At 70.6% G+C, this 18,624-nt stretch carries 18 protein-coding genes; 8 read left to right on the top strand and 10 right to left on the bottom strand.

Going from position 1 to position 18,624, the window contains the following annotated elements; translation table 11 throughout:
* Positions 1-158: 158 nt before the first annotated feature.
* The 6 genes from JEQ17_RS04040 to JEQ17_RS04015 form a co-directional block, all read right to left on the bottom strand.
* Positions 159-1,316, bottom strand: a complete 1,158-nt coding sequence (locus JEQ17_RS04040) for an acyl-CoA dehydrogenase family protein (RefSeq protein ID WP_200393883.1) — start codon at positions 1,314-1,316, stop codon at positions 159-161.
* A gap of 46 nt (positions 1,317-1,362) precedes the next feature.
* Positions 1,363-1,887: a DoxX family protein gene (locus tag JEQ17_RS04035; RefSeq protein WP_200393882.1), complete on the bottom strand. Its 525-nt coding sequence runs from the start codon at positions 1,885-1,887 to the stop codon at positions 1,363-1,365.
* Positions 1,884-2,795: an SDR family NAD(P)-dependent oxidoreductase gene (locus tag JEQ17_RS04030; RefSeq protein WP_200393881.1), complete on the bottom strand. Its 912-nt coding sequence runs from the start codon at positions 2,793-2,795 to the stop codon at positions 1,884-1,886. The genes JEQ17_RS04035 and JEQ17_RS04030 overlap by 4 nt, the downstream gene beginning before the upstream one ends.
* A 28-nt stretch (positions 2,796-2,823) precedes the next feature.
* Positions 2,824-3,978 (bottom strand): CaiB/BaiF CoA transferase family protein, encoded by a 1,155-nt coding sequence (locus JEQ17_RS04025; RefSeq protein WP_200393880.1) that lies wholly within the window; start codon positions 3,976-3,978, stop codon positions 2,824-2,826.
* A 110-nt stretch (positions 3,979-4,088) separates the two neighbouring features.
* Complete coding sequence (locus tag JEQ17_RS04020) at positions 4,089-4,868, bottom strand: enoyl-CoA hydratase/isomerase family protein (RefSeq protein WP_200393879.1); 780 nt, start codon at positions 4,866-4,868, stop codon at positions 4,089-4,091.
* A 2-nt stretch (positions 4,869-4,870) separates the two neighbouring features.
* Entirely contained in the window at positions 4,871-5,626 is a 756-nt protein-coding gene (locus JEQ17_RS04015; protein WP_200393878.1) for an SDR family NAD(P)-dependent oxidoreductase, read from the bottom strand.
* An 85-nt stretch (positions 5,627-5,711) separates the two neighbouring features.
* Here JEQ17_RS04015 and JEQ17_RS04010 point away from each other — a divergent pair, with 85 nt between their 5' ends.
* The 6 genes from JEQ17_RS04010 (at position 5,712) to JEQ17_RS03985 (ending at position 12,423) form a co-directional block, all read left to right on the top strand.
* Positions 5,712-6,854, top strand: coding sequence for an acyl-CoA dehydrogenase family protein (locus JEQ17_RS04010; RefSeq protein ID WP_200393877.1), 1,143 nt, complete (start codon positions 5,712-5,714; stop codon positions 6,852-6,854).
* Between the two features lie 113 nt (positions 6,855-6,967).
* On the top strand, positions 6,968-8,458 hold the full coding sequence (locus JEQ17_RS04005; RefSeq protein WP_200393876.1) for an aldehyde dehydrogenase family protein: 1,491 nt from the start codon (positions 6,968-6,970) through the stop codon (positions 8,456-8,458).
* A gap of 27 nt (positions 8,459-8,485) precedes the next feature.
* On the top strand, positions 8,486-10,084 hold the full coding sequence (locus JEQ17_RS04000; RefSeq protein ID WP_234048056.1) for an AMP-binding protein: 1,599 nt from the start codon (positions 8,486-8,488) through the stop codon (positions 10,082-10,084).
* A 4-nt stretch (positions 10,085-10,088) separates the two neighbouring features.
* The gene (locus JEQ17_RS03995; RefSeq protein ID WP_200393875.1) at positions 10,089-11,240 is read left to right on the top strand and encodes a thiolase family protein; all 1,152 of its coding nucleotides are present in this window, start codon (positions 10,089-10,091) and stop codon (positions 11,238-11,240) included.
* Positions 11,237-11,656, top strand: coding sequence for a Zn-ribbon domain-containing OB-fold protein (locus JEQ17_RS03990; protein WP_200393874.1), 420 nt, complete (start codon positions 11,237-11,239; stop codon positions 11,654-11,656). The genes JEQ17_RS03995 and JEQ17_RS03990 overlap by 4 nt, the downstream gene beginning before the upstream one ends.
* Before the next feature lie 17 nt (positions 11,657-11,673).
* Positions 11,674-12,423 carry a FadR/GntR family transcriptional regulator gene (locus JEQ17_RS03985; protein ID WP_234048055.1) on the top strand — a complete coding sequence of 250 codons (750 nt, stop codon included), beginning with the start codon at positions 11,674-11,676 and terminating at the stop codon, positions 12,421-12,423.
* 69 nt (positions 12,424-12,492) lie between these two features.
* Here the strand turns inward: JEQ17_RS03985 and JEQ17_RS03980 are convergent, their stop codons facing one another.
* From JEQ17_RS03980 to JEQ17_RS03970, 3 genes are read right to left on the bottom strand one after another with little or no spacing between them, the layout of a single operon-like run.
* Positions 12,493-13,515, bottom strand: coding sequence for an LLM class F420-dependent oxidoreductase (locus JEQ17_RS03980; RefSeq protein WP_200393873.1), 1,023 nt, complete (start codon positions 13,513-13,515; stop codon positions 12,493-12,495).
* On the bottom strand, positions 13,512-14,696 hold the full coding sequence (locus JEQ17_RS03975) for an acyl-CoA dehydrogenase family protein (RefSeq protein WP_200393872.1): 1,185 nt from the start codon (positions 14,694-14,696) through the stop codon (positions 13,512-13,514). Before JEQ17_RS03975 ends, JEQ17_RS03980 begins: the two co-directional genes overlap by 4 nt.
* A gap of 5 nt (positions 14,697-14,701) precedes the next feature.
* On the bottom strand, positions 14,702-15,496 hold the full coding sequence (locus tag JEQ17_RS03970) for an enoyl-CoA hydratase/isomerase family protein (RefSeq protein WP_200393871.1): 795 nt from the start codon (positions 15,494-15,496) through the stop codon (positions 14,702-14,704).
* Positions 15,497-15,623: 127 nt separating this feature from the next.
* Here JEQ17_RS03970 and JEQ17_RS03965 point away from each other — a divergent pair, with 127 nt between their 5' ends.
* Positions 15,624-16,490 (top strand): crotonase/enoyl-CoA hydratase family protein, encoded by an 867-nt coding sequence (locus tag JEQ17_RS03965; protein WP_200393870.1) that lies wholly within the window; start codon positions 15,624-15,626, stop codon positions 16,488-16,490.
* Between the two features lie 237 nt (positions 16,491-16,727).
* Positions 16,728-18,137, top strand: a complete 1,410-nt coding sequence (locus tag JEQ17_RS03960; RefSeq protein WP_200393869.1) for a family 1 glycosylhydrolase — start codon at positions 16,728-16,730, stop codon at positions 18,135-18,137.
* On the opposite strand, the gene JEQ17_RS03955 is transcribed toward JEQ17_RS03960, so the two are convergent.
* A complete protein-coding gene (locus tag JEQ17_RS03955) occupies positions 18,116-18,616 on the bottom strand; it encodes a MaoC family dehydratase (protein ID WP_200393868.1) in 501 nt (166 codons plus the stop codon). The two genes, JEQ17_RS03960 and JEQ17_RS03955, sit on opposite strands and share 22 nt — an antisense overlap.
* Positions 18,617-18,624 lie beyond the last annotated feature (8 nt).

Genomic DNA, 18,624 nt, shown 5'->3' with positions numbered 1-18,624 from the left:
CCCCTGACCTGCTCCGGGGACATGAAGGCGGGGGTTCGTACGTGCCGGCCCGTGACTGGGACGGCTTGAGGCCACGACGGACGAGCCCGCGCTCGGTCACGCCTTCGGCGAGCGCGGGCCCGGGAACGTACTCGGTCCGGACGGACCCGGTGGCCGGTTCAACCCCGCGCCGCCTCACCGAGCAGCGCCTTGGCGATGATGACCTGCTGGATCTGGCTGGTGCCCTCGTAGATACGGAACAGCCGGGCGTCGCGGTAGAAGCGCTCGACGGCGACCCCCCGCATATAGCCCGCGCCACCGTGGATCTGCACCGCGCGGTCCGCGACCCGCCACACCATCTCGCTGGCGAAGTACTTCGTACAGGACGGGCCGATCTTGGTGTCCGTACCGGCGTCGAAGGCACGGGCGGCCTCCAGGACCGTGGCGCGGCCCGCGTAGTAGTCGGTCATCGAGTCGGCGACCAGGCCCTGGACCAGCTGGAACGAACCGATCAGCCTGCCGGACTGGCGGCGGGTGCGGGCGTACTCGACCGACTCGTGGACCAGCCGCTCGGCCATGCCCACGCAGAGCGCCGAGATGTGCACCCTGCCGTGCGCGATGCAGCCCATCGCCGTGGCGAACCCCCGGTTCAGGCCGCCCTCGCCGCCGACGAGCGCGGAGGCCGGTACACGTACGTCGTCGAAGAACACGTCCGCCGTCCAGGCGCCGAACTGGCCCATCTTGTGGTCCTTCGGAGCCACGGTGAGGCCCGGCGTGCCGGCCGGGACCAGGAACGTGGAGATCCCACGGGTGCGTGGAGCCTCGGGGTCGGTGCGGGCGAAGACCATGAAGACGTCGGCGAGCGGGGCGTTGGTGATGTACCGCTTGGCGCCGTTGATCACCCACTCGTCGCCGTCCGGATGCGCGCGAGTGGTCAGCGTCGACGGGTCGGACCCGGCCTCGGGCTCGGTGAGAGCGAACGACGCCAGTACGTCACCGGAGGCGATCCTCGGCAGCCACTCGGCCTTCTGTTCCTCCGTGCCGCCGACCATGAGGACATGACCCGCGATGCCGTTGTTGGTCCCGAACATCGACCGCAGGGACGGGGTCGTGTAGCCGAGCTCGAACATGAGCTGGGCCTCCTCGTACATCGACAGCCCCAGCCCGCCGTACTCCTCGGGCAGCGCGAAGCCGAACAGGCCCATCTTCCTGGCCGCCTCGCGGATGTCCGCGGGCATCTCGTCCTTCTCGTCGATCTCCGCCTCCAGCGGCACGACGCGCTCCCGGACGAAGCGCCGGACCTCGGACAGCACCGCGCTGAAGTCAGCCGCGTCCATGTCGACTCCCTGATAGTCCTGATGACTCTGATAGATCTGGTTGCAATCAGTGATCTGTTTGTGTCTCGTCCGGCTTCCGCTCCGGCCGGTAGCACACGGCCAGCAGCGCCGCCGCGCTCGCCGTGCCGATTCCCGCGGCCAGCAACGCGGGCCCCACGCCCGCCCGTTGGCGTCGCAGCAGCCCGTCGAGCGAGTACCTGCCGTTGCCCAGTGCCGCCAGTGCGACGGCAGCGCCGCCCACGACACCGACGTACTCCCAGCCGCCCTTGAAGACGAAGAAGCCCTTGTCACGGTGGTCGGTCCGGGCCGCCACGGCCATCAGGCCGACGGCTGCCGCCGCCGGGAGGGGGTTGGCCGCGCCCAGGGCGATGCCCACGCCCGCCGCCATCTCGGTCCCTGCGGCCATCCGGGCATGCACCCCGGGCGGCTTCAGACCGAGCGCCTCGAACCAGCCCGTCGTGCCCTTGAGCCCGCCCGGCCCCGCGACCTTGTTCCAGCCGTGCGCGAACAGCATCGGGCCCAGCGTCGCGCGCAGCACGAGGGCGGCGACGTCGTGTCCCCGGGCCTTCACTGCCCGACTCCGGTGGCGCGGCCGGCGGGGGCGACCCCGTACAACTGCGGGACGGCGTCGACGAGTTCGTCGTACGTGAGGGCTTCGCCGGACCGGCTGGGATGGACGCCGGCGACGGTCCAGCCCTGCAGCCGGTTCAGCCGGTTGCCCTCGATGCGAAGGACCTGGCCGGTCAGCCAGGCCGAGCTGTCGGAGGCCAGGTAGACGACGACACCGGAGGCGTTGGCGGGATCGCGCGGATCGAAACCGTCGACGGCCTGGAGGGACGCGCCGACGTCCAGCCCGTCCGTCATCCGTGTGGCCGCGATCGGCGAAACGGCGTTCGCGGTGACGCCGTACCGGCGCATCTCCAGGGCGGTGAGGACGGTGAGCCCGGCTGTCCCGGCCTTCGCCGCGCCGTAGTTGGACTGGCCCTGGTTGCCGAACAGGCCGGTCCCGGACGTCGTGTTGATCACGCGGCCGGCGACGCGCTCGCCCCTCTTTGAAGCCTCGCGCCAGTACGCGCAGGCGTGCCGCGTCAGAGCGAAGGTGCCCTTCAGGTGCACGGCGATCACCGCGTCGAACTCGGCCTCGCTCATCGAGAACAGCATGCGGTCGCGCACGATGCCCGCGTTGTTCACGACGATGTCGAGGCGGCCGAACTCCGTGACGGTGTCCGCGACCATGGTCTCGGTCGCCGCCCAGTCCGTCACCGAGCAGTGGTTGGCGACCGCCCGGCCGCCGAGCTTGGTGATCTCGGCGACGACCTCGTCGGCGGGGGAGTCACCGGTCTGTTCACCGTGGACGCCCGAGCCGAGATCGTTCACCACCACGGTCGCGCCGGCCTCGGCGAGCGCCAGGCAGTGCGCCCGCCCCAGCCCTCTCCCGCCGCCGGTGACGATGGCGACCTTGTCGTCGAGGATGCCCACGCCGTACCTCCTGAGCAGATCTGTCGGGTCAGTTGAGTTCGCGGAGTACTTCGTCGGTGTGCTCGCCGAGCGTCGGCGCGCCTCCGCGTGGCTTGTCGTCGACGCCCCAGAAGGCGACGGGTGTCGCCACCGTCCGCAGCATCGGGGCGTCACCCATGCCGGGCTGCTCGACGAACGCCCCGACCGCCTCCGCCTGCGGATCGGCCGACACCTCCGCGAGGGTCTGTACGGGTGCCCACCACACGCCCTCGGCATCGAAGCGCTCGGCCCACTCGTCCAGCGGGCGCCGCGCGAACTCCTCGTCGAACACGGCGATCAGTTCGCGTACGTGGCCACGCCGGGCCCTGCCGGTGGCGAACCGCTCGTCCGCCGCCAGGTCCTCGCGGCCCAGCGCCTTGACGACACCGGGCCAGTGGCGGCTGCCCTCCAGGCCGACCAGCCAGAACCAGCGGTCGTCGGCGGCCCGGTAGGAGTTGTAGAGCGGGGACTCGTGCTCGGTGCGGTGACGGGTACGCCCGCGCCTGCCGAAGAAGTTCTGCAGGGCCAGGTCGTTGCCGTTGGCGTACGTGCCGGAGCGCAGCAGCGACACGTCGACCACACCGCCCTCGCCCGTACGCCCTCTCCGCAGCAGCGCGGCCAGGACGCCCGCCACCAGGTTGGAGGCGGCCGTACGGTCGCCGAGGCCGGGGCGGATGCCGGGCGGAGGCTCTCCGGCCGGGTTGAGCATGGCGGCGATGCCGGGGCGGGCCCAGAACGCGGAGACGTCGTACCCGGCCCGGTCGCGCTCGGCGCCCGTCCAGCCGTAGCCCGTCAACGTGCCTATGACGAGGCGGGGATGGCGGGCACGCAGCTCGTCCGGTGCCAGGCCCAGGCGTTCCAGCGCGCCGGGGCGGAGGTTGGTGAGGAAGACGTCGGCGCGCTCAAGGAGCCGCTCCAACGCGTCCTTGCCCTCGTCCGACCGCAGGTCGAGGACGATTCCGCGCTTGCCGCGGTTGTCGGTCTCGAACGGGGGCGCGCTGTCGATGTCCTGACCGACGTGCCGGAGGGTGTACCGGTTGGGGTCACCGGTCGGAGCCTCCACCTTCACCACGTCGGCGCCCCAGTCGGCGAGCATGGTGGCAGCGGCGGGTGCCGCCACCCACATGCCCAGCTCGACGACGGCAATGCCCTCCAGTGGCCGCACGGTCCACCACCTCCACACCGGTTCGGATCAGTCGGGATCTGACAGGGGTCTGTCGTGGGTCTTTCACGGGGTCTGTCATGGGGTCTGGCATGGGTTTTCGGGAACGCTCGCTATCTGCCGCGGAACTCTCCCGGGCGGCGCTCGCGGAAGGCCTTGAGCCCCTCGGCCCGGTCCTCGGTGGAGAAGAGCACCGAGACGGTCTCGCGCTCGTACGCGATCGCCGTCTCCAGATCCATGCCGAGCCCGTGGTCGATCAGCCGCTTGCCCGCCGCGAGCGCCAGCGGTGCCCCGGCCGCCAGCACGGCGGCCAGCGCCTCGGCGGCGGCGAGTGCTCCGCCGCGCTCGGCCAGTTCGTTGACCAGCCCGAGCTGCCAGGCCCGCTCCGCGTCGATCGGCTCGCCGGTGAGGATCATCTGCCTGGCGATCGCGGGCGGCAGCAGACGCGGCAGCCGCTGTGTGCCGCCCGCGCCCGGCAGAACGCCGAGCTTCATCTCGGGCAGGCCGAGCCGCGTACCCCGTTCCACCACCCGCAGGTCGCAGGCGAGCGCCAGTTCGAGTCCGCCGCCGAAGGTGAACCCGTGGACGGCCGCGACCGAGGGCTTGGGGAACTCCTCCAGAAGCGCGTACACCTCGGTCAGGCGGCCCACGAAGGCACGGAACTGTCCGGGTGTCGTGAACGACTCGATCTCGCTGATGTCTGCCCCGGCCGAGAAGGCGCGGCCCGCTCCCGTCAGGACCAGGGCACGGACGTCGTCGTTGTCGCGTACGTCGTTCAGGGCCTGGGCGAGCCGGTCGGCGGTCTCGGAGCCGATGGCATTGAGCTGTCCTGGCCGGTCCAGGGTCAACACGGCCAGTTTGTCGCGGAGTTGGACACGCAGCACGGCGCTCACCCTCAGACCATCGTGAGGCCGCCGCTGACCGAGAGCGTCTGCCCGGTCATGTAGGCGGCGTCGTCGGACGCGAGGAAGGCCACCACACCGGCGATCTCGGCGGGTTGGGCGACGCGGCGCAGCGGGATCGCCCGCACGGTCGCGTCGTACATCTTCTGGCTGTACTCGGAGACCTGGCCGAGCAGCGCGGTGTCGGTCGGGCCCGGGCAGACGCTGTTGACGGTGATGCCGTGCCGGGCGACCTCGCGGGCCAGCGCCTTGCCGAAGGCGATGACCCCGCCCTTCGTCGCGGAGTACACCACCTCGCCGGACGAGCCGACCCGGCCGGCGTCCGAGGCGATGAGGACGACCCGGCCGCTGCCTCGCTCGGTCATGGAGTCGAGCAGGGCCCTGGTCATCGTGAGGGTGCCCCGCAGATTGACCGCGATGATCCGGTCCCAGGTCTCCTCGGTGCTGTCGACGAAGCGGCCGATGACGTCGACGGCCGCGTTGTTGACCAGGATGTCCACCGGGCCGAGTTCGGCGGTGACCCGCTCCACGGCCGAGCGCACGGCCGCGCTGTCGGAGATGTCCACGCCGACGCCTGTCGCGCGGACGGAATGCCGTTCGGCGAGTCCGGCCGCGACCTTCACGGCGGCCTCCTGGTCCAGGTCGCAGACGGCGACCGAGGCTCCCTGGGCGGCGAGCCGGTCGGCGATCGCCTCACCGATGCCGCGTCCCGCTCCGGTGACGAGCGCCACCTTGTCCCGTACGCTCACGCGCCCTCCCTCGCCCAGCCGCCGATACAGCGCTATCGTATAACTACTTCAGCTAAATAAGCGAGATGCATGAGTGGAGTCGAGCATGCGCCGTACGATCTTCACCGCGGAGCACGAGCTGTTCCGGGACACCGCCCGCACCTTCTACCTGCGTGAATGTGCCCCCAATGCCGAGCAGTGGGAGCGGGACGGCCAGGTGGGCAGGGCCGCGTGGGCGGCGGCGGGCAAGGCCGGGCTCATCGGCTGGCAGTTCCCTGAGGAGTACGGCGGGCAGGGGATCTGGGACTTCCGCTACAACGCCATCATGGCGGAGGAGATGGCGGCCACCAGCTCGGTCGGCATCGGGCTCGGCCTGCAGAACGACGTCATTCCGCCCTATCTGATGCACCTCACCACCCCTGAGCAGAAGGCCCGTTGGCTGCCCGGGGTGATCAGCGGCGAGACCATCTGCGCCCTCGCGCTGTCCGAGCCGGCCGCCGGGTCCGACCTCAAGGGCATCCGCACCACCGCCCGCCGGGACGGCGACGAGTGGGTGATCGACGGGTCCAAGACCTTCATCACCAACGGCATCCTGGCCGACCTGGTCATCGTCGCCTGCAAGACCGACCCGGAGGCCGGCCACAAGGGCATCAGCCTGATCGTCGTCGAGCGCGACACCGGGGGCTTCGAGCGCGGACGCAAGCTCGACAAGGTCGGAATGAAGGCCCAGGACACCGCCGAGCTGTTCTTCCATGACGTCCGCGTCCCGGCCGAGAACCTCATCGGGCAGGAGGGGCGCGGTTTCTACCACATGATGGGCAACCTCCCGACCGAGCGGCTGGCCATCGCCGTCTCCTCGCTCGCCGCGGCCGAGCGGGCCTACGCGCTGGCGCTGGAGTACGCCAAGACCCGTACGGCGTTCGGACAGCCCATCGGGCAGTTCCAGGCGAACCGGTTCGCCCTCGCCGACATCAAGGCCAAGCTGGGCGTCGCCCGGGTCTATGTGGACGGCTGCATCATGGCCCTCTTCCAGGGCGAGCTGACGCCCGAAGAGGCGGCCGCGGCCAAGTACTGGACCTCGGAGACCGGCTGGGAGGTCATCGACCGCTGCATGCAGCTCTTCGGCGGCTACGGCTACGTCAACGAGTACGAGATCGCGCGCATCTGGCGGGACAGCCGGGTGCAGCGGGTGTTCGGCGGGACCTCGGAGATCATGCAGGAGATCATCGGGCGCTCGCTCGGACTGTGAACAAGTGGGGTCGTGCGCACTCCAGTCATTGACTACCTTGGCTAAATAGGTTAGCTATTTAACCTGGATGCGCGGATGCGCGGACGGCGCCGGACGGTTTCAAGGAGGCATCCGTGGTCACGGTCGATGTGAAACTGCACCAGGACAGAGCCGAGCACGATCTGCCGCAGCCGCGGCTGGTCATCGGCGGCAAGGACATCACCGACACCAGCGGCGGCCTCTACGAGCACAGGAATCCGGCGACCGGCCTGGTCCAGGCGCACATCCCCCTCGCGGGTGCCGCCGAGGTGGACCGGGCCGTGGCCGCCGCACGCCGGGCCTTCGAGGTGTGGGGCACCATGCGCCCCGCCGAGCGCCGCCGCCTGCTCACCCGCTTCGCCCAGCTCCTCCGCGACCACATCCCCGCCTTCGCTGCCGTCTGCCCGCTGGAGAACGGCGTCTGCGTCGGCGGCTGGGCGGAGAACGTCGGACCGCATGTCGCCGAATGGACCGAGTACTACGCCGGCTGGGCCGACAAGATCGAGGGCATGGTCGGCGCGGCCTACAGCCCGCACGAGAACGTCGAGTACACCATCGCCGAGCCCTACGGCGTCATCGGTCACATCATCACCTGGAACTCGCCCGCGCTCTCCTTGGCGATGAAGGTCCCGCCCTCGCTCGCCGCCGGGAACACGGTGGTCATCAAACCGGCCGAGTCGACGCCGTTCTCCGCGCTGCTCTTCGCCGATCTGGCCCGCGAGGCGGGCATCCCCGACGGTGTGATCAACGTCGTCACCGGGCTCGGGGACGCGGGAGCCGCCCTGGTGACGCACCCCGGGGTCGACAAGATCTCCTTCACCGGCGGACCCGCCACAGCGCGCCGCATCATGGCCGACGCGGCGCTGAGCCTCAAGCCCGTCGTGTTCGAGCTGGGTGGCAAGTCCGCCAACCTGCTCTTCGCCGACACCGACCTGGACACAGTCGTGCCCTACTGCGCGGCGTTCGCCATGAGCAACACCGGGCAGGGCTGCGCACTGCCCACCCGGCTGCTCGTCGAGCGGCCGATATACGACGAGGTCGTCGCGCGTGTCACAGGGGTCGTGGCCCACCTGCCCGTCGGCGACCCGCTCAACCCGACGACCTACATAGGCCCCCTCATCAACGAAGCCGCCCGCGACCGCGTCCAAGGCATGATCGACAAAGCCGTCGAGGGAGGCTCAGGCCGGCTCGTGTTCGGCGGTGAACGCATCGACTCCGACGGCTACTTCGTGTCCCCGACGGTCTTCGCGGACGTCGACAACCGCAGCGACCTCGCCCAGCAGGAGATCTTCGGCCCGGTCCTGGCCATCACCCCGTTCGACACCGAGGACGAGGCGGTCGCCCTGGCCAACGACAGCGAGTACGGCCTGTCCGCCTACATCCAGTCCCGTGACATCGCGCGCGTCAACCGCCTGGTGCCGCGTCTGAAGGCCGGCACCGTCTACGTCAACCCCGGGCCGAATCCCATCACTTCGCCCGCCACGCCCTTCGGCGGCGTCGGCCTCAGCGGCTTCGGACGGGAAGGCGGCAGGGCCGGCCTGGAGGAGTTCATCAACGTCAAGGGTGTCGGCATCGGCCGCGTCTGACCCTCACCTTCCGAAGCCTTTGGAGCCATGAGCATGCATTCCGCCCGCCGCCTGACGCTCGGCGACATCATCCGCGAGCACCGAAGGTCCTTCCCCGACGGTATTGCCCTGGTCGACGGCGAAGTCCGGTTGACCTGGCCCGAGTTGGACGAGCGCACCAACCGGCTCGCCCACGCCCTCCTGGACGCCGGAGTCGGCCCGGGCGACCGCATCCTGTGGCTGGGGCAGAACTCCTTCCGGATCTGGGAACTGCTCGGCGCCGCGGCGAAGACCGGCGCCATGGTCTGTCCCGGCTACTGGCGCTGGGCAGCTCCGGAAATGGCGTTCGCCGTCGAGGACTTCGACCCCAAGGTCGTCGTCTGGCAGGACGAGGAGATCGGCGACACGGTCGGCAAGGCGCGAGCCGAACTGGGCAGCGACCACCGGGCGTTGTGGCTGCGACATGACGGCGAGAGCAGTGGGGGCGCTGTGGGCCCCGACTCCTACGAGTCCTTCCTGGCCTCCGGATCGCCCGAGGACCCGTCCGTCGACGTCGACCCGGACTCCGCGCTCCTGGTCATCTACACCGCCGCGATCACCGGACGGCAGTCCGGCTCGATGCTCTCGCACCGCAACCTGCTCGCCATGGGCGCGAGCAGCGCCTGGATGGGCGACATCGGCCGGGAGACCGCCTTCCTCGGCGCCGGACCGATGTTCCACATCGGCAACTACCAGTTCTGGGGCGTCCCGGCCTTCGTCCACGGCGGTAAGAACGTCATCGTCCGCCGGGTGATCGCCGAGGAACTGCTCCCGCTGCTGGCGGCGGAGCAGTGCACCCACGCGTATCTGATGCCCCCGACCATCGCGCAGCTCGTCGCGCTGAACCGCGATGCCGGCCACGACCTCTCCCATCTGCGGGCCAGCGTCGCCGCACCCCTGTGGCAGGGCACCGTGCCCACGGACCCGAGCCGCTTCACCCGCAACGGCGGCGGCGAAGGCCGTGGCTATGGGCAGACCGAGGTGACCGGGTTCGCCGTCACCGGCGCCCACGGCGGATCGGGCACCGGCAACGCGGGACGACCGGGCCCCTTCAGCGCCGTACGCATCCTGGACAGCGCCGGCAAGGAGTGCGCGATCGGGGAGGCCGGCGAGATCTGCGTCCGCGGAGACCTCGTGCACCTCGGCTACTGGAACCGGCCGGAAACCAACGAGGAGCGATTCCGCTTCGGCTGGTGGCACACCACCGACCTCGGACGGCGTGAGCCCGACGGCACGATCAGCTTCCTCGGCACGACGACCCGCATGCTCAAGTCGGCCGCCGAGAACATCTTCCCCGCCGAGGTGGAGAACTGCGTCGAGTCCCACCCCGCGGTGAAGGAGGCCGCCGTGATCGGTGTGCCCAACGAACGCTGGGCCCAGGACGTCAAGGCCGTCGTGGTGCTCCACCAGGACGCCGACGGGGTCACGGCCGCGGACATCGTCGAGCACTGCCGGTCGCGCATCGCCTCGTACAAGAAGCCGAAGACGGTGGAGTTCGTCGAGGCGCTGCCCCGTACCAAGGACTTCGCCAAGGACTACGAGGCACTCGACGAGCGGTTCGGCGGTGGCGGCTATCCCGGCGGCGACACACTGGGCGCGGGACGGTGACCCCGTGAACGACCGCCGGCCCGTGGTGGTCGGCGTCCACGCCACCGAACAGGCACTGACCCTCCCCGACCGTGACGCCATGGACCTCGCCCTCGAAGCGGTGACCGGAGCGATCGCCGACGCCGGGCTGACCCCGGCGGACGTCGACGGCGCCCAGGTCGACTGGCCCGGCCCCGGCGGCGTACCGGGCGAGGGCAGCTCATGGGCCCGTATGCTCGGCCGGGACCTGCGCTGGACCAGCGACTCGATGCTCGACAACGCGGGCTCCCGGGGCCTGCTGAAGGCGGCGGCCGCCGTGCGGGCCGGACTCGCGGACACCGTCGTGGTGGGCGGCTGCAAACTGGTCGCGCGCGGGGCGGGCCCCGTCGGGGCCGGTGTACCGCTGGAGTTCGCCGATGTGTGGGGCAGCTACGTGGTCGCGCAGTTCGCGCTGGTGGCGGCACGGCACATGCACGAATACGGCACCACGGCGCGCCAGTTGGCCGAGGTGGCCGCGACGATCCGCAACAACGGCACGACCAACCCCGAGGCGATGATGTACGGCCGCGGACCGTACACCGCCGACGACGTACTCGCCTCCCGTATGGTCGCCACGCCCTTCCACCTGCTGGACTGCTGCATCGTCGGCGAGGGCGGCGCCGCACTCGTGGTGACCACCGCCGAACGGGCCCGCGACCTGCCCCACCCGCCCGTCGCCGTACTCGGCGGAGGCATGGAGTACCACCAGGCCGCGTACGCCAATCCGGCGCTGCACCGGGAGGTCGGTCAGCTCGGCCGCGACGCCGCCGCCCGCGCCTACGCGATGGCCGGCATCGGCCCGCACGATGTGGACGTGTTCTCGCTCTACGACCCCAACTCCTTCGAGATCATCAGGCAGTTGGAGATCCTCGGCCTGTGCGGGGAGGGGGAGGGCGGACCGCTGGCAGCCAGTGGTGCCATCGCCGTCGGCGGCAAGCATCCGGTCAATCCGGACGGCGGCTGCCTGGCGTACGCGTGGAACGGGACACAGCAGATGACGCTCAAGGTCGTCGAGGCCGTACGCCAGTTGCGCGGCAGCGCGGTGCACCAGGTCGAGGGCGCGGAGCTGGCGGTCGTCGGCAACGCAGGCTCGGGGGCGCAGCACTACGAGATGAGCGTGCTGGGGAGGACCCGATGAGCCGGCCCGTACCCGTCCCCACCCCGCTGTCCCGGCCGTTCTGGGACGCGGCGAGTCGCGGAGACCTGGTCGTGCCCCGCTGCACGAGCTGCGGCCTGCGCTTCTTCGTGCCCGAACCGGCCTGCCCCGGCTGTATGTCCCGGGACTGGCGGTACGTGCCCAGCGCGGGTCGCGGGACCGTCTACTCGGTGACCGTCGTCCACCGGGCGCCCGGCCCCGGATTCGACACACCCTTCGCGCTCGCCGTGATCGACCTCGACGACGGCGCCACCCTGCTCTCGCACGTCGACGCCGGCGATCCGGACGACGTCGTCATCGGCATGCGCGTACGCGTGGATTTCCGGCACTTCACGGACGAGATCGCACTCCCGTACTTCGTGCCGGACACGAGACACGAGCGACTGACAACCGAATGAGCGTGGAGGTGGGCGCGGTGACGAACACGCCGGTACGGGTCCCCAAGATGGCCGAGCTGGTGGCGGCACAACTGCGCCGCAAGATCGTGCGCGGAGAGCTGACCGAGGGCGAGGCGCTGCCGGCCGAGACGGCGCTGATGGAGGAGTTCGCCGTCTCCAGACCGACACTGCGCGAGGCGTTCCGGGTACTGGAGTCGGAGTCGCTGATCAGCGTGCGCAGAGGAGCCAGGGGCGGGGCACGGGTACAGATCCCGGAGGGCACCGTCGCCGCCCGCTACGCCGGGGTGGTCCTCGAATACCGGGGCACGACCCTCAAGGACGTCTACGACGCCCGTACGGTCATCGAGGCGCCGTGCGCCGGGCTGCTCGCCGAGCGGCGCACGGACGAGGACCTGGAGCGACTGCGGGCCGCCGTCACCGAGGCCGAGGCGCTGATGGACGACCCGTCGGCCTTCATCCGCGCCCACATGGAGTTCCACGCGCTCGTCGTCGAACTCGCGGGCAACGAGACGCTGAGCGTCCTCAACGGCATGGTCCGGCACATCATCGACCAGGCGAACTGGTCCCACGTCGACCTCGACGCGGGCAGCCCCGAGAACGTACGGGCCAACCGCCGTGGTTTCCGTGCCCATGGGGCGCTCGTCGAGCTGGTGGCGGCCCGCCGGGCGGAGGCCGCCGAGGAGCTGTGGCGCGTCCACCTCCAGGAGGCCGAGGACTACCTGCTGCAGAGCAGGTCCATGACGACGGTCCTGGACCTGCTCGGCTGACGGGCAGCGGTTGACACACCGGCTGGCGGTCTGTGCCTGACGGGCAGCGGCTGACCGACCGTGTGGCCGTCAACTGCCGTGCAGTTCCCGCACGATGGGCTCCCACACCTCGGCGTCGATCTCGTACGCGGTGTAGAAGGACACCCGGTCGACCAGTGCCCCGTACCGGCGGCGGATCTCGGCAGCCATGCGCTGCGGCTCCGCCACCACCGCGAAGGTGTGCAGCACGTCGTCGTCGACGAGCCCGCCCATCGCCTCCCACTTGTCGTCGCGGTCCGACTTCGACAACGCGTTGAGCTCGTCGCCGAGTTCGCCCCAGCCGTGCAGCTCCAGGACGCCGCGGTAGGCGGGGGTGCTGCCGTAGAAGGCGATCTGGCGCCTGGTGCCGTCGACCGCGCGGGCCAGTTCCTCCTCGGTGCGCCCGGTCGCGGTGAGCAGCAGATGGGAGACGGAGAAGTCGCCGCGTGTGCGGCCCGACTTCGCCAGCCCGGCCTCGACGGTGGGCAGCGTGACCTCCCGCAGATACCGCTCGGTCGTGAAGCCGTGCGCGAGGAGTCCGTCCGCCACCTCGCCCGCCACCCGGGTCATCGCCTCCCCGACGGCGGCCACGAAGACCTGGGGCGCGCCGCCGGGAGCGGGCGGGGGAGAGAAGAACGGCGACATCAGCGTGTGCGTGTAGAAGTCACCGCGGAAGTCGAGCTTCTCGCCCTCGTTCCAGGCGGCCCAGATGGCGCGCAGCGCGCTCACGTACTCCCGCATCCGGGCGGCGGGCCGGCTCCACGGCATGGCGAAGCGCCGCTCGATGTGCGGCTTGATCTGGCTGCCGAGGCCCAGCACGAATCGTCCGCCGGAGTAGCTCTGCAAGTCGTGGGCGGTGTACGCCAGTTGCATGGGCGAGCGGGCGAAGGCCACCGCGATGGCCGTACCGACCTCGAGTCGGTCGGTGTGCTCGGCCGCCAGCAGCAGCGGCAGGAAGGGGTCGTGCTTGGACTCCGAGGCCCACAGGCCGTCGTAGCCGGCCTTCTCGTGGTGCCGGGCCTCCTCGACCACCTCGGCGGTGCGCCACACATTGAGCTTCCCGTCGACCTTCATACCGCTCCTCCGACCGCGTTCGTGCCGCTGTCCATGCCGATGCGCTGTGCGAGCAGTTCCCGGTGGTACGTCGGATCGCCGAACAGCAGTTGTGAAGTCTTGGCCCGCTTCAGATACAGGTGGGCGGGGTGCTCCCAGGTGAAGCCGATGCCTCCGTGGACCTGGATGTTCTGCTCCGTCGCCTGCAGACAGGCATCGGAGCAGAACGCCTTGGCCAGGCTTGCCACGGCGGGCAGTTCAGGGTCCTCGTTCTCGGCCGCGAGCAGTGCGTAGTGCGCGGCGGCACGGGCCGACTCCACCTCCAGCAGGACGTCCGCCAGGAGGTGCTTGACAGCCTGGAAGGAGCCGATGGGCCGCCCGAACTGCTGCCGCACCCTGGCGTACTCCACCGCCATGTCGAGCGCGCGGGACGCCACTCCGACCTGCTCGGCCGCCAGCGCCACCGCGGCCCGGTCGAGCACCTCCGACACCAGGCCCCAGCCGTCACCACTCCTCGTACGGAGCCGGGTCGCCGGTACGTCGTGGTAGTCGAGGCGTGCCTGCCTGCGGGTGGGGTCCATCGTGGGCAGGGGCTCCCGGGTCAGCCCGGCCGCGTCGCCGTCCACCCAGAAGACGCCGATGCCTTCGCCGGTACGGGCCACCGTGAGGACGACATCGGCGGCGGCGCCGTCGAGCACGAACATCTTGTGCCCGGTCAGCAGCCAACTCCCCGCCGACTCGCGGGCGGTGAGCCGGATCCCCTCGGCGTCCCAGCGGGTGGGGGCGCCTCCCAGGCCGTCAGGGCCCGGGGGAGAGCCCTCGGTCAGGGCCAGCGTCCCGACCAGCTCGCCGGAGGCCAGGCCAGGCAGCAGTCGCTTGCGGGCGTCCTCGTCGTCGCAGCGCAGCAGCGTGGTGGTCGCGAGCACGGCCGACGAGAGGAACGGCGCGCACGTCAGTGCCCGTCCCAACTCCTCCATTACGACGCCCACTTCGACCGGCCCGTAGCCCGCACCGCCGTACTCCTCGGGGACGGCAAGCCCCTGGAGCCCGAGCTCCGTTCCCATCCGTCGCCACAGTGCCCGGTCGAAGCCCCGAGGGGTCTCCATCAGGCGCCGCGTCTCGGTCTCGGGGGAGGTGTCCGCGAGGAACGCCCGGACTGTGCGCCGCAGTTCCTCCTGCTCCTCGCTGAACGCGAAGTCCATGCCCCTCAGCCCTTCTCGACGGCCCGGCGACCGCCGCGCGACGCGATGATTTTCTCGACGACGGCGATGTGGTCCGGGTCGTGCATGGTGTCCCGCTCGGCGAGCAGAGCAGGTTCCAGCACGCCGGCCATGGCCTGCTCCAGGTGCAGGTTCACCGCCCGTTTGGTCTCGCGCAGCGCCCGCACGGGCAGGGCGGCCACCCGCCTCGCCAGGTCCATGGCCTCGTCCAGCAGCTTGTCCTTCGGTACGACGCGGTTGGCGATACCCAGCCGGACGGCCTCCTCGGCGCCCACCCGGTCGCCGAGGAACAGCAGTTCCTTCGCCCGGGTCAGACCGACCAGCAGTGGCAGGACCAGTGCCCCGCCGTCGCCAGCGACCAGCCCGACCTGGACGTGCGGGTCGGCGATGTAGGCGTCGTCGGCGATCAGTACGAGGTCGCTCAGCAGCGCCAGGCTGCAACCGAGGCCCACGGCGGGCCCGTTGACCGCCGCGATCACCGGCAGCGGGCAGCGGACCATGCCGGTGATGATCCGCCGGGCCTCGTCGACGTTGCGCTCCCGGAAGGCCCGGTCGCGCTGGACCCGGGTCATGATGTCGAAGTTGCCCCCGGCGCTGAACGCCCGCCCGCGTCCGGTGAGTACGACCACTCGCGCCTCCGGGTCGTCGGCGAACGTGTCCCACACCGACGCGAGCCCGGAGTGCAGCTCCTCGCTCATCGAGTTGAGCTGTTCCGGCCGGTTCAGCTCGATCAGCCGGACCGCCCCGTGGGAGGTCACCACCAGATCCGCCGGTTCAGGCATGTCCACACCGCCGCAATCCATCAATGAGTAAGTAGAGTGTAATGCTATAACTAATTAAGCTAACTGGGAACCGGTCGCAGAGTGACGAGGCCGGCCGCAGGGTGGCGAGGCTGACGGAGGGACGCGTATGCCCGAGCAGGAGTACGAGACCGTGCGGGCCGAGGTGGCGGACCGGATTCTCACGGTCACCCTCAACCGGCCGGAGAGGCTGAACGCCTTCAATCCGCAGATGATGAGCGACCTGCTGGACGTCCTGGACGCGGCCGACGCCGACGACGAGGTGCGCGTGGTGGTGGTGACCGGAGCCGGCCGCGGCTTCTGTGCCGGCGCCGACGTCAGCTCCGGCGGCTCGTCCTTCGACCATCGCAAGGCGGGCGCCTGGCACCGGGACACCGGCGGCCGGGTCGCGCTGCGGATCTACTCCAGCAACAAGCCGGTGATCGCGGCGGTCAACGGCCCGGCGGCGGGTGTCGGGGCCAGCATGACCCTGCCCATGGACATCCGCCTGGCGTCGACCTCGGCCAAATTCGGCTTCGTCTTCGCGCGCCGCGGCATCGTGCCGGAGTCCGCCGCGAGCTGGTTCCTGCCGCGGGCCGTGGGTATGCAGCGGGCCATGGAGTGGGTGGCGACCGGCCGCGTCTTCGGCCCCGAGGAGGCGCTGGCGGCCGGGTTGATCCGCTCCGTCCACCCGCCGGAGGAACTGCTGCCCGCGGCGTACGAACTCGCCCGTGAGATCGCCGAGAACACCTCGGCGATCTCGGTCGCGCTGTCGCGCCAGATGATGTGGCGGATGCTCGGCGAGTCCCATCCGATGGCCGCACACCGCCTCGATTCGCGGATCATGAGCCAGATCGGCGGCGGCCCGGACCCGGTCGAGGGCGTCGAGTCGTTCCTCGCCAAGCGGCCGCCCGAGTTCCCCGGCCGGGTCAGCAAGGACATGCCGGACGTCCACCCCTGGTGGCAGGAGGAGGAGTTCCGGCCCTTCGGGGAGTAGCCCCGATCGCCGACCGGATCATGGCCGAAACACCACCTTCTCCCACGGCCCGGGACAGTCACGCGATCATCCATACCGGCCTCGACAAGCTCGACAAGGGCCGAGTGGTTGTCCGTCGGCGCCTTGCGAATTGATGAGATCTGTCCGAAACATTGTCGTAGTTTCCCTGAAGTGTTAGCGTCCGCACGGCGTTCATTCAGTTGAATGCGTTAAACCATTACGCCCTGGACGGTGACCATGAGCGATGGTTTCCTGTACGAATCGTTCCGTGGTGTCGACTGGGGGGTCGCCACCGCGGATGCCATCGCGGCCCCGCCGCCGCCCCCGCCAGAGCGCGGCGGGCACTTCAGGCAGTGGACCGACGACATCCGGCAGCTGGTCGGTGTCACGCCCGAGGCGCACCGGATGGTGGCCGGGTGGCCACGGCTGCAGCCCGACGGCCCCGGCGTCTGGGACCGGCAGGCCCTGGACCGCTGCGACCGCGCCCTCGACTCGCTGCTCGAACTCGGTCTGCGCCCCGGTCTGACACTGCTCGACCGGTCACTGCCGCCCTGGCTGGAGGCTTCCGGCGGCTGGCTGGCCCGCGACACCGCGGAACACTTCGCCGCCTACGCCGCCGAACTGGGCCGCCGCTTCGGCGACCGCGTGACCCGCTGGATCACCTCCACCGACCTGGCCGGGCCCACACTCGCGGACCATGTGGCCGGGATGTACACACCGGGCCGGGGCATCGGCCGCGCGGGTCTGTCCACGGTCCACCACATCCTGCTCGCCAACGGACTCGCGACCCAGGCACTCAGGGCCGTCGGCGCGAGCGGCCGCATCGGCACCACGGTCACCCTCGTCGGCGGCTACCCGGCCACCGACGACCCCTTCGACCGCCTCGCCCTGGAACGCCTGGAGAGCTGGACCAACCGCCTCTTCCTGGACCCCATGCTGCTCGGCGAGCACATGGTGACCGAGGACGACGTCTCACCGGTCGAGGCCACCGGCTGCGTACACCCCGGCGACCTGGAGGTCATCGCCACCGCCCAGGACATGCTGGGCCTGTCCTGGCACACGCCCTTCCGCGTCACCGCACCGGAGAACCTGCCCCACGTGCTGCCGGCCGACAAGTGCCTGGGCACCCTCAACGAGGTGAACCGCCTGCTCGTCGGCCTCGGCTTCGCGATCACCCCGTTCGACGACGTGGAGACGACGGCGTACGGCTGGCCCCTCATCCCCGAGGCGCTCGCCGACGCCGTCGCGGACCTCCACGACCTGTACGGGGAGCTGCTGCCCCCGCTGTCCGTCATCGACAACGGCATGGGCGATCTGGACCTGGTCGACGAGACGGGGCACAGCGACGACACCCGGCGCCGGGCGCTGCTGCGCGCCAGGCTCTCCTGGCTGGGCCGGGTGATCGCACGCGGTGTGCCCGTCTGCGGCTACGAGTACTGGTCGGTGCTCGACAACCTGGAGGCGAAGTTCCGCTACACCCGCCTCTACGCGATGGCGGTCCCGGACCACGAGCCCCCGCCGCGTCCGCCGATGCCCTCGGACTGGGTGCGTGGAGGGGCGTTCGCGAGCCCGGTCCCGTCCGGTGCCGCGGCCGGCCTGACGCTGGTGCCGACCGGGCCCCGGGCTCAGAGCGTCGGAGCTCCGTAGTCCCTGCCCCGGATCAGTCGCACCGGGGTGTAGACGAGCACGTCCTCGTCCCGCTGGTTGCGTACGGTGATCCGGCTGGTCACCACACCCCTGCCTGGCTTGCTGGACGGGCGGGAGTCCGTGGTCTCCACGACGGCGTACAGCGTGTCGCCGACGTACACCGGCCCCTGCACCGTCAGCTCCATGTGCAGGAAGGCGAGGCCCGTGCCGTGCAGCACGTTCGTCTGCAGTACGAGTCCCTCGGCGATGCAGTACGTCAGCGCCCCCGGGACCAGTCGGCCCGTGTAGCCGCCGTCCGCGGCGTGCGAGGCGTCCCAGAACAGCGGCTCGTTGAAGCCGCCCCAGGTGATGAAGTTGACCAGGTCCGTCTCGGTGACGGTGCGGCGGGCGGTCCGGAAGATCTGGCCCTTCGGCATCTCCTCGTACGTCATCCCCTCGACCAGCGCAGGGATCTCGGTGGCGGTGTACTCCGATGTCATGGCGGGCT

The sequence above is a fragment of the Streptomyces liliifuscus genome, from assembly GCF_016598615.1.
Taxonomy (GTDB): domain Bacteria; phylum Actinomycetota; class Actinomycetes; order Streptomycetales; family Streptomycetaceae; genus Streptomyces; species Streptomyces liliifuscus.
Note: the sequence above shows the minus strand (reverse complement) of the source record. Positions and strands in the feature narration are given on the sequence as shown.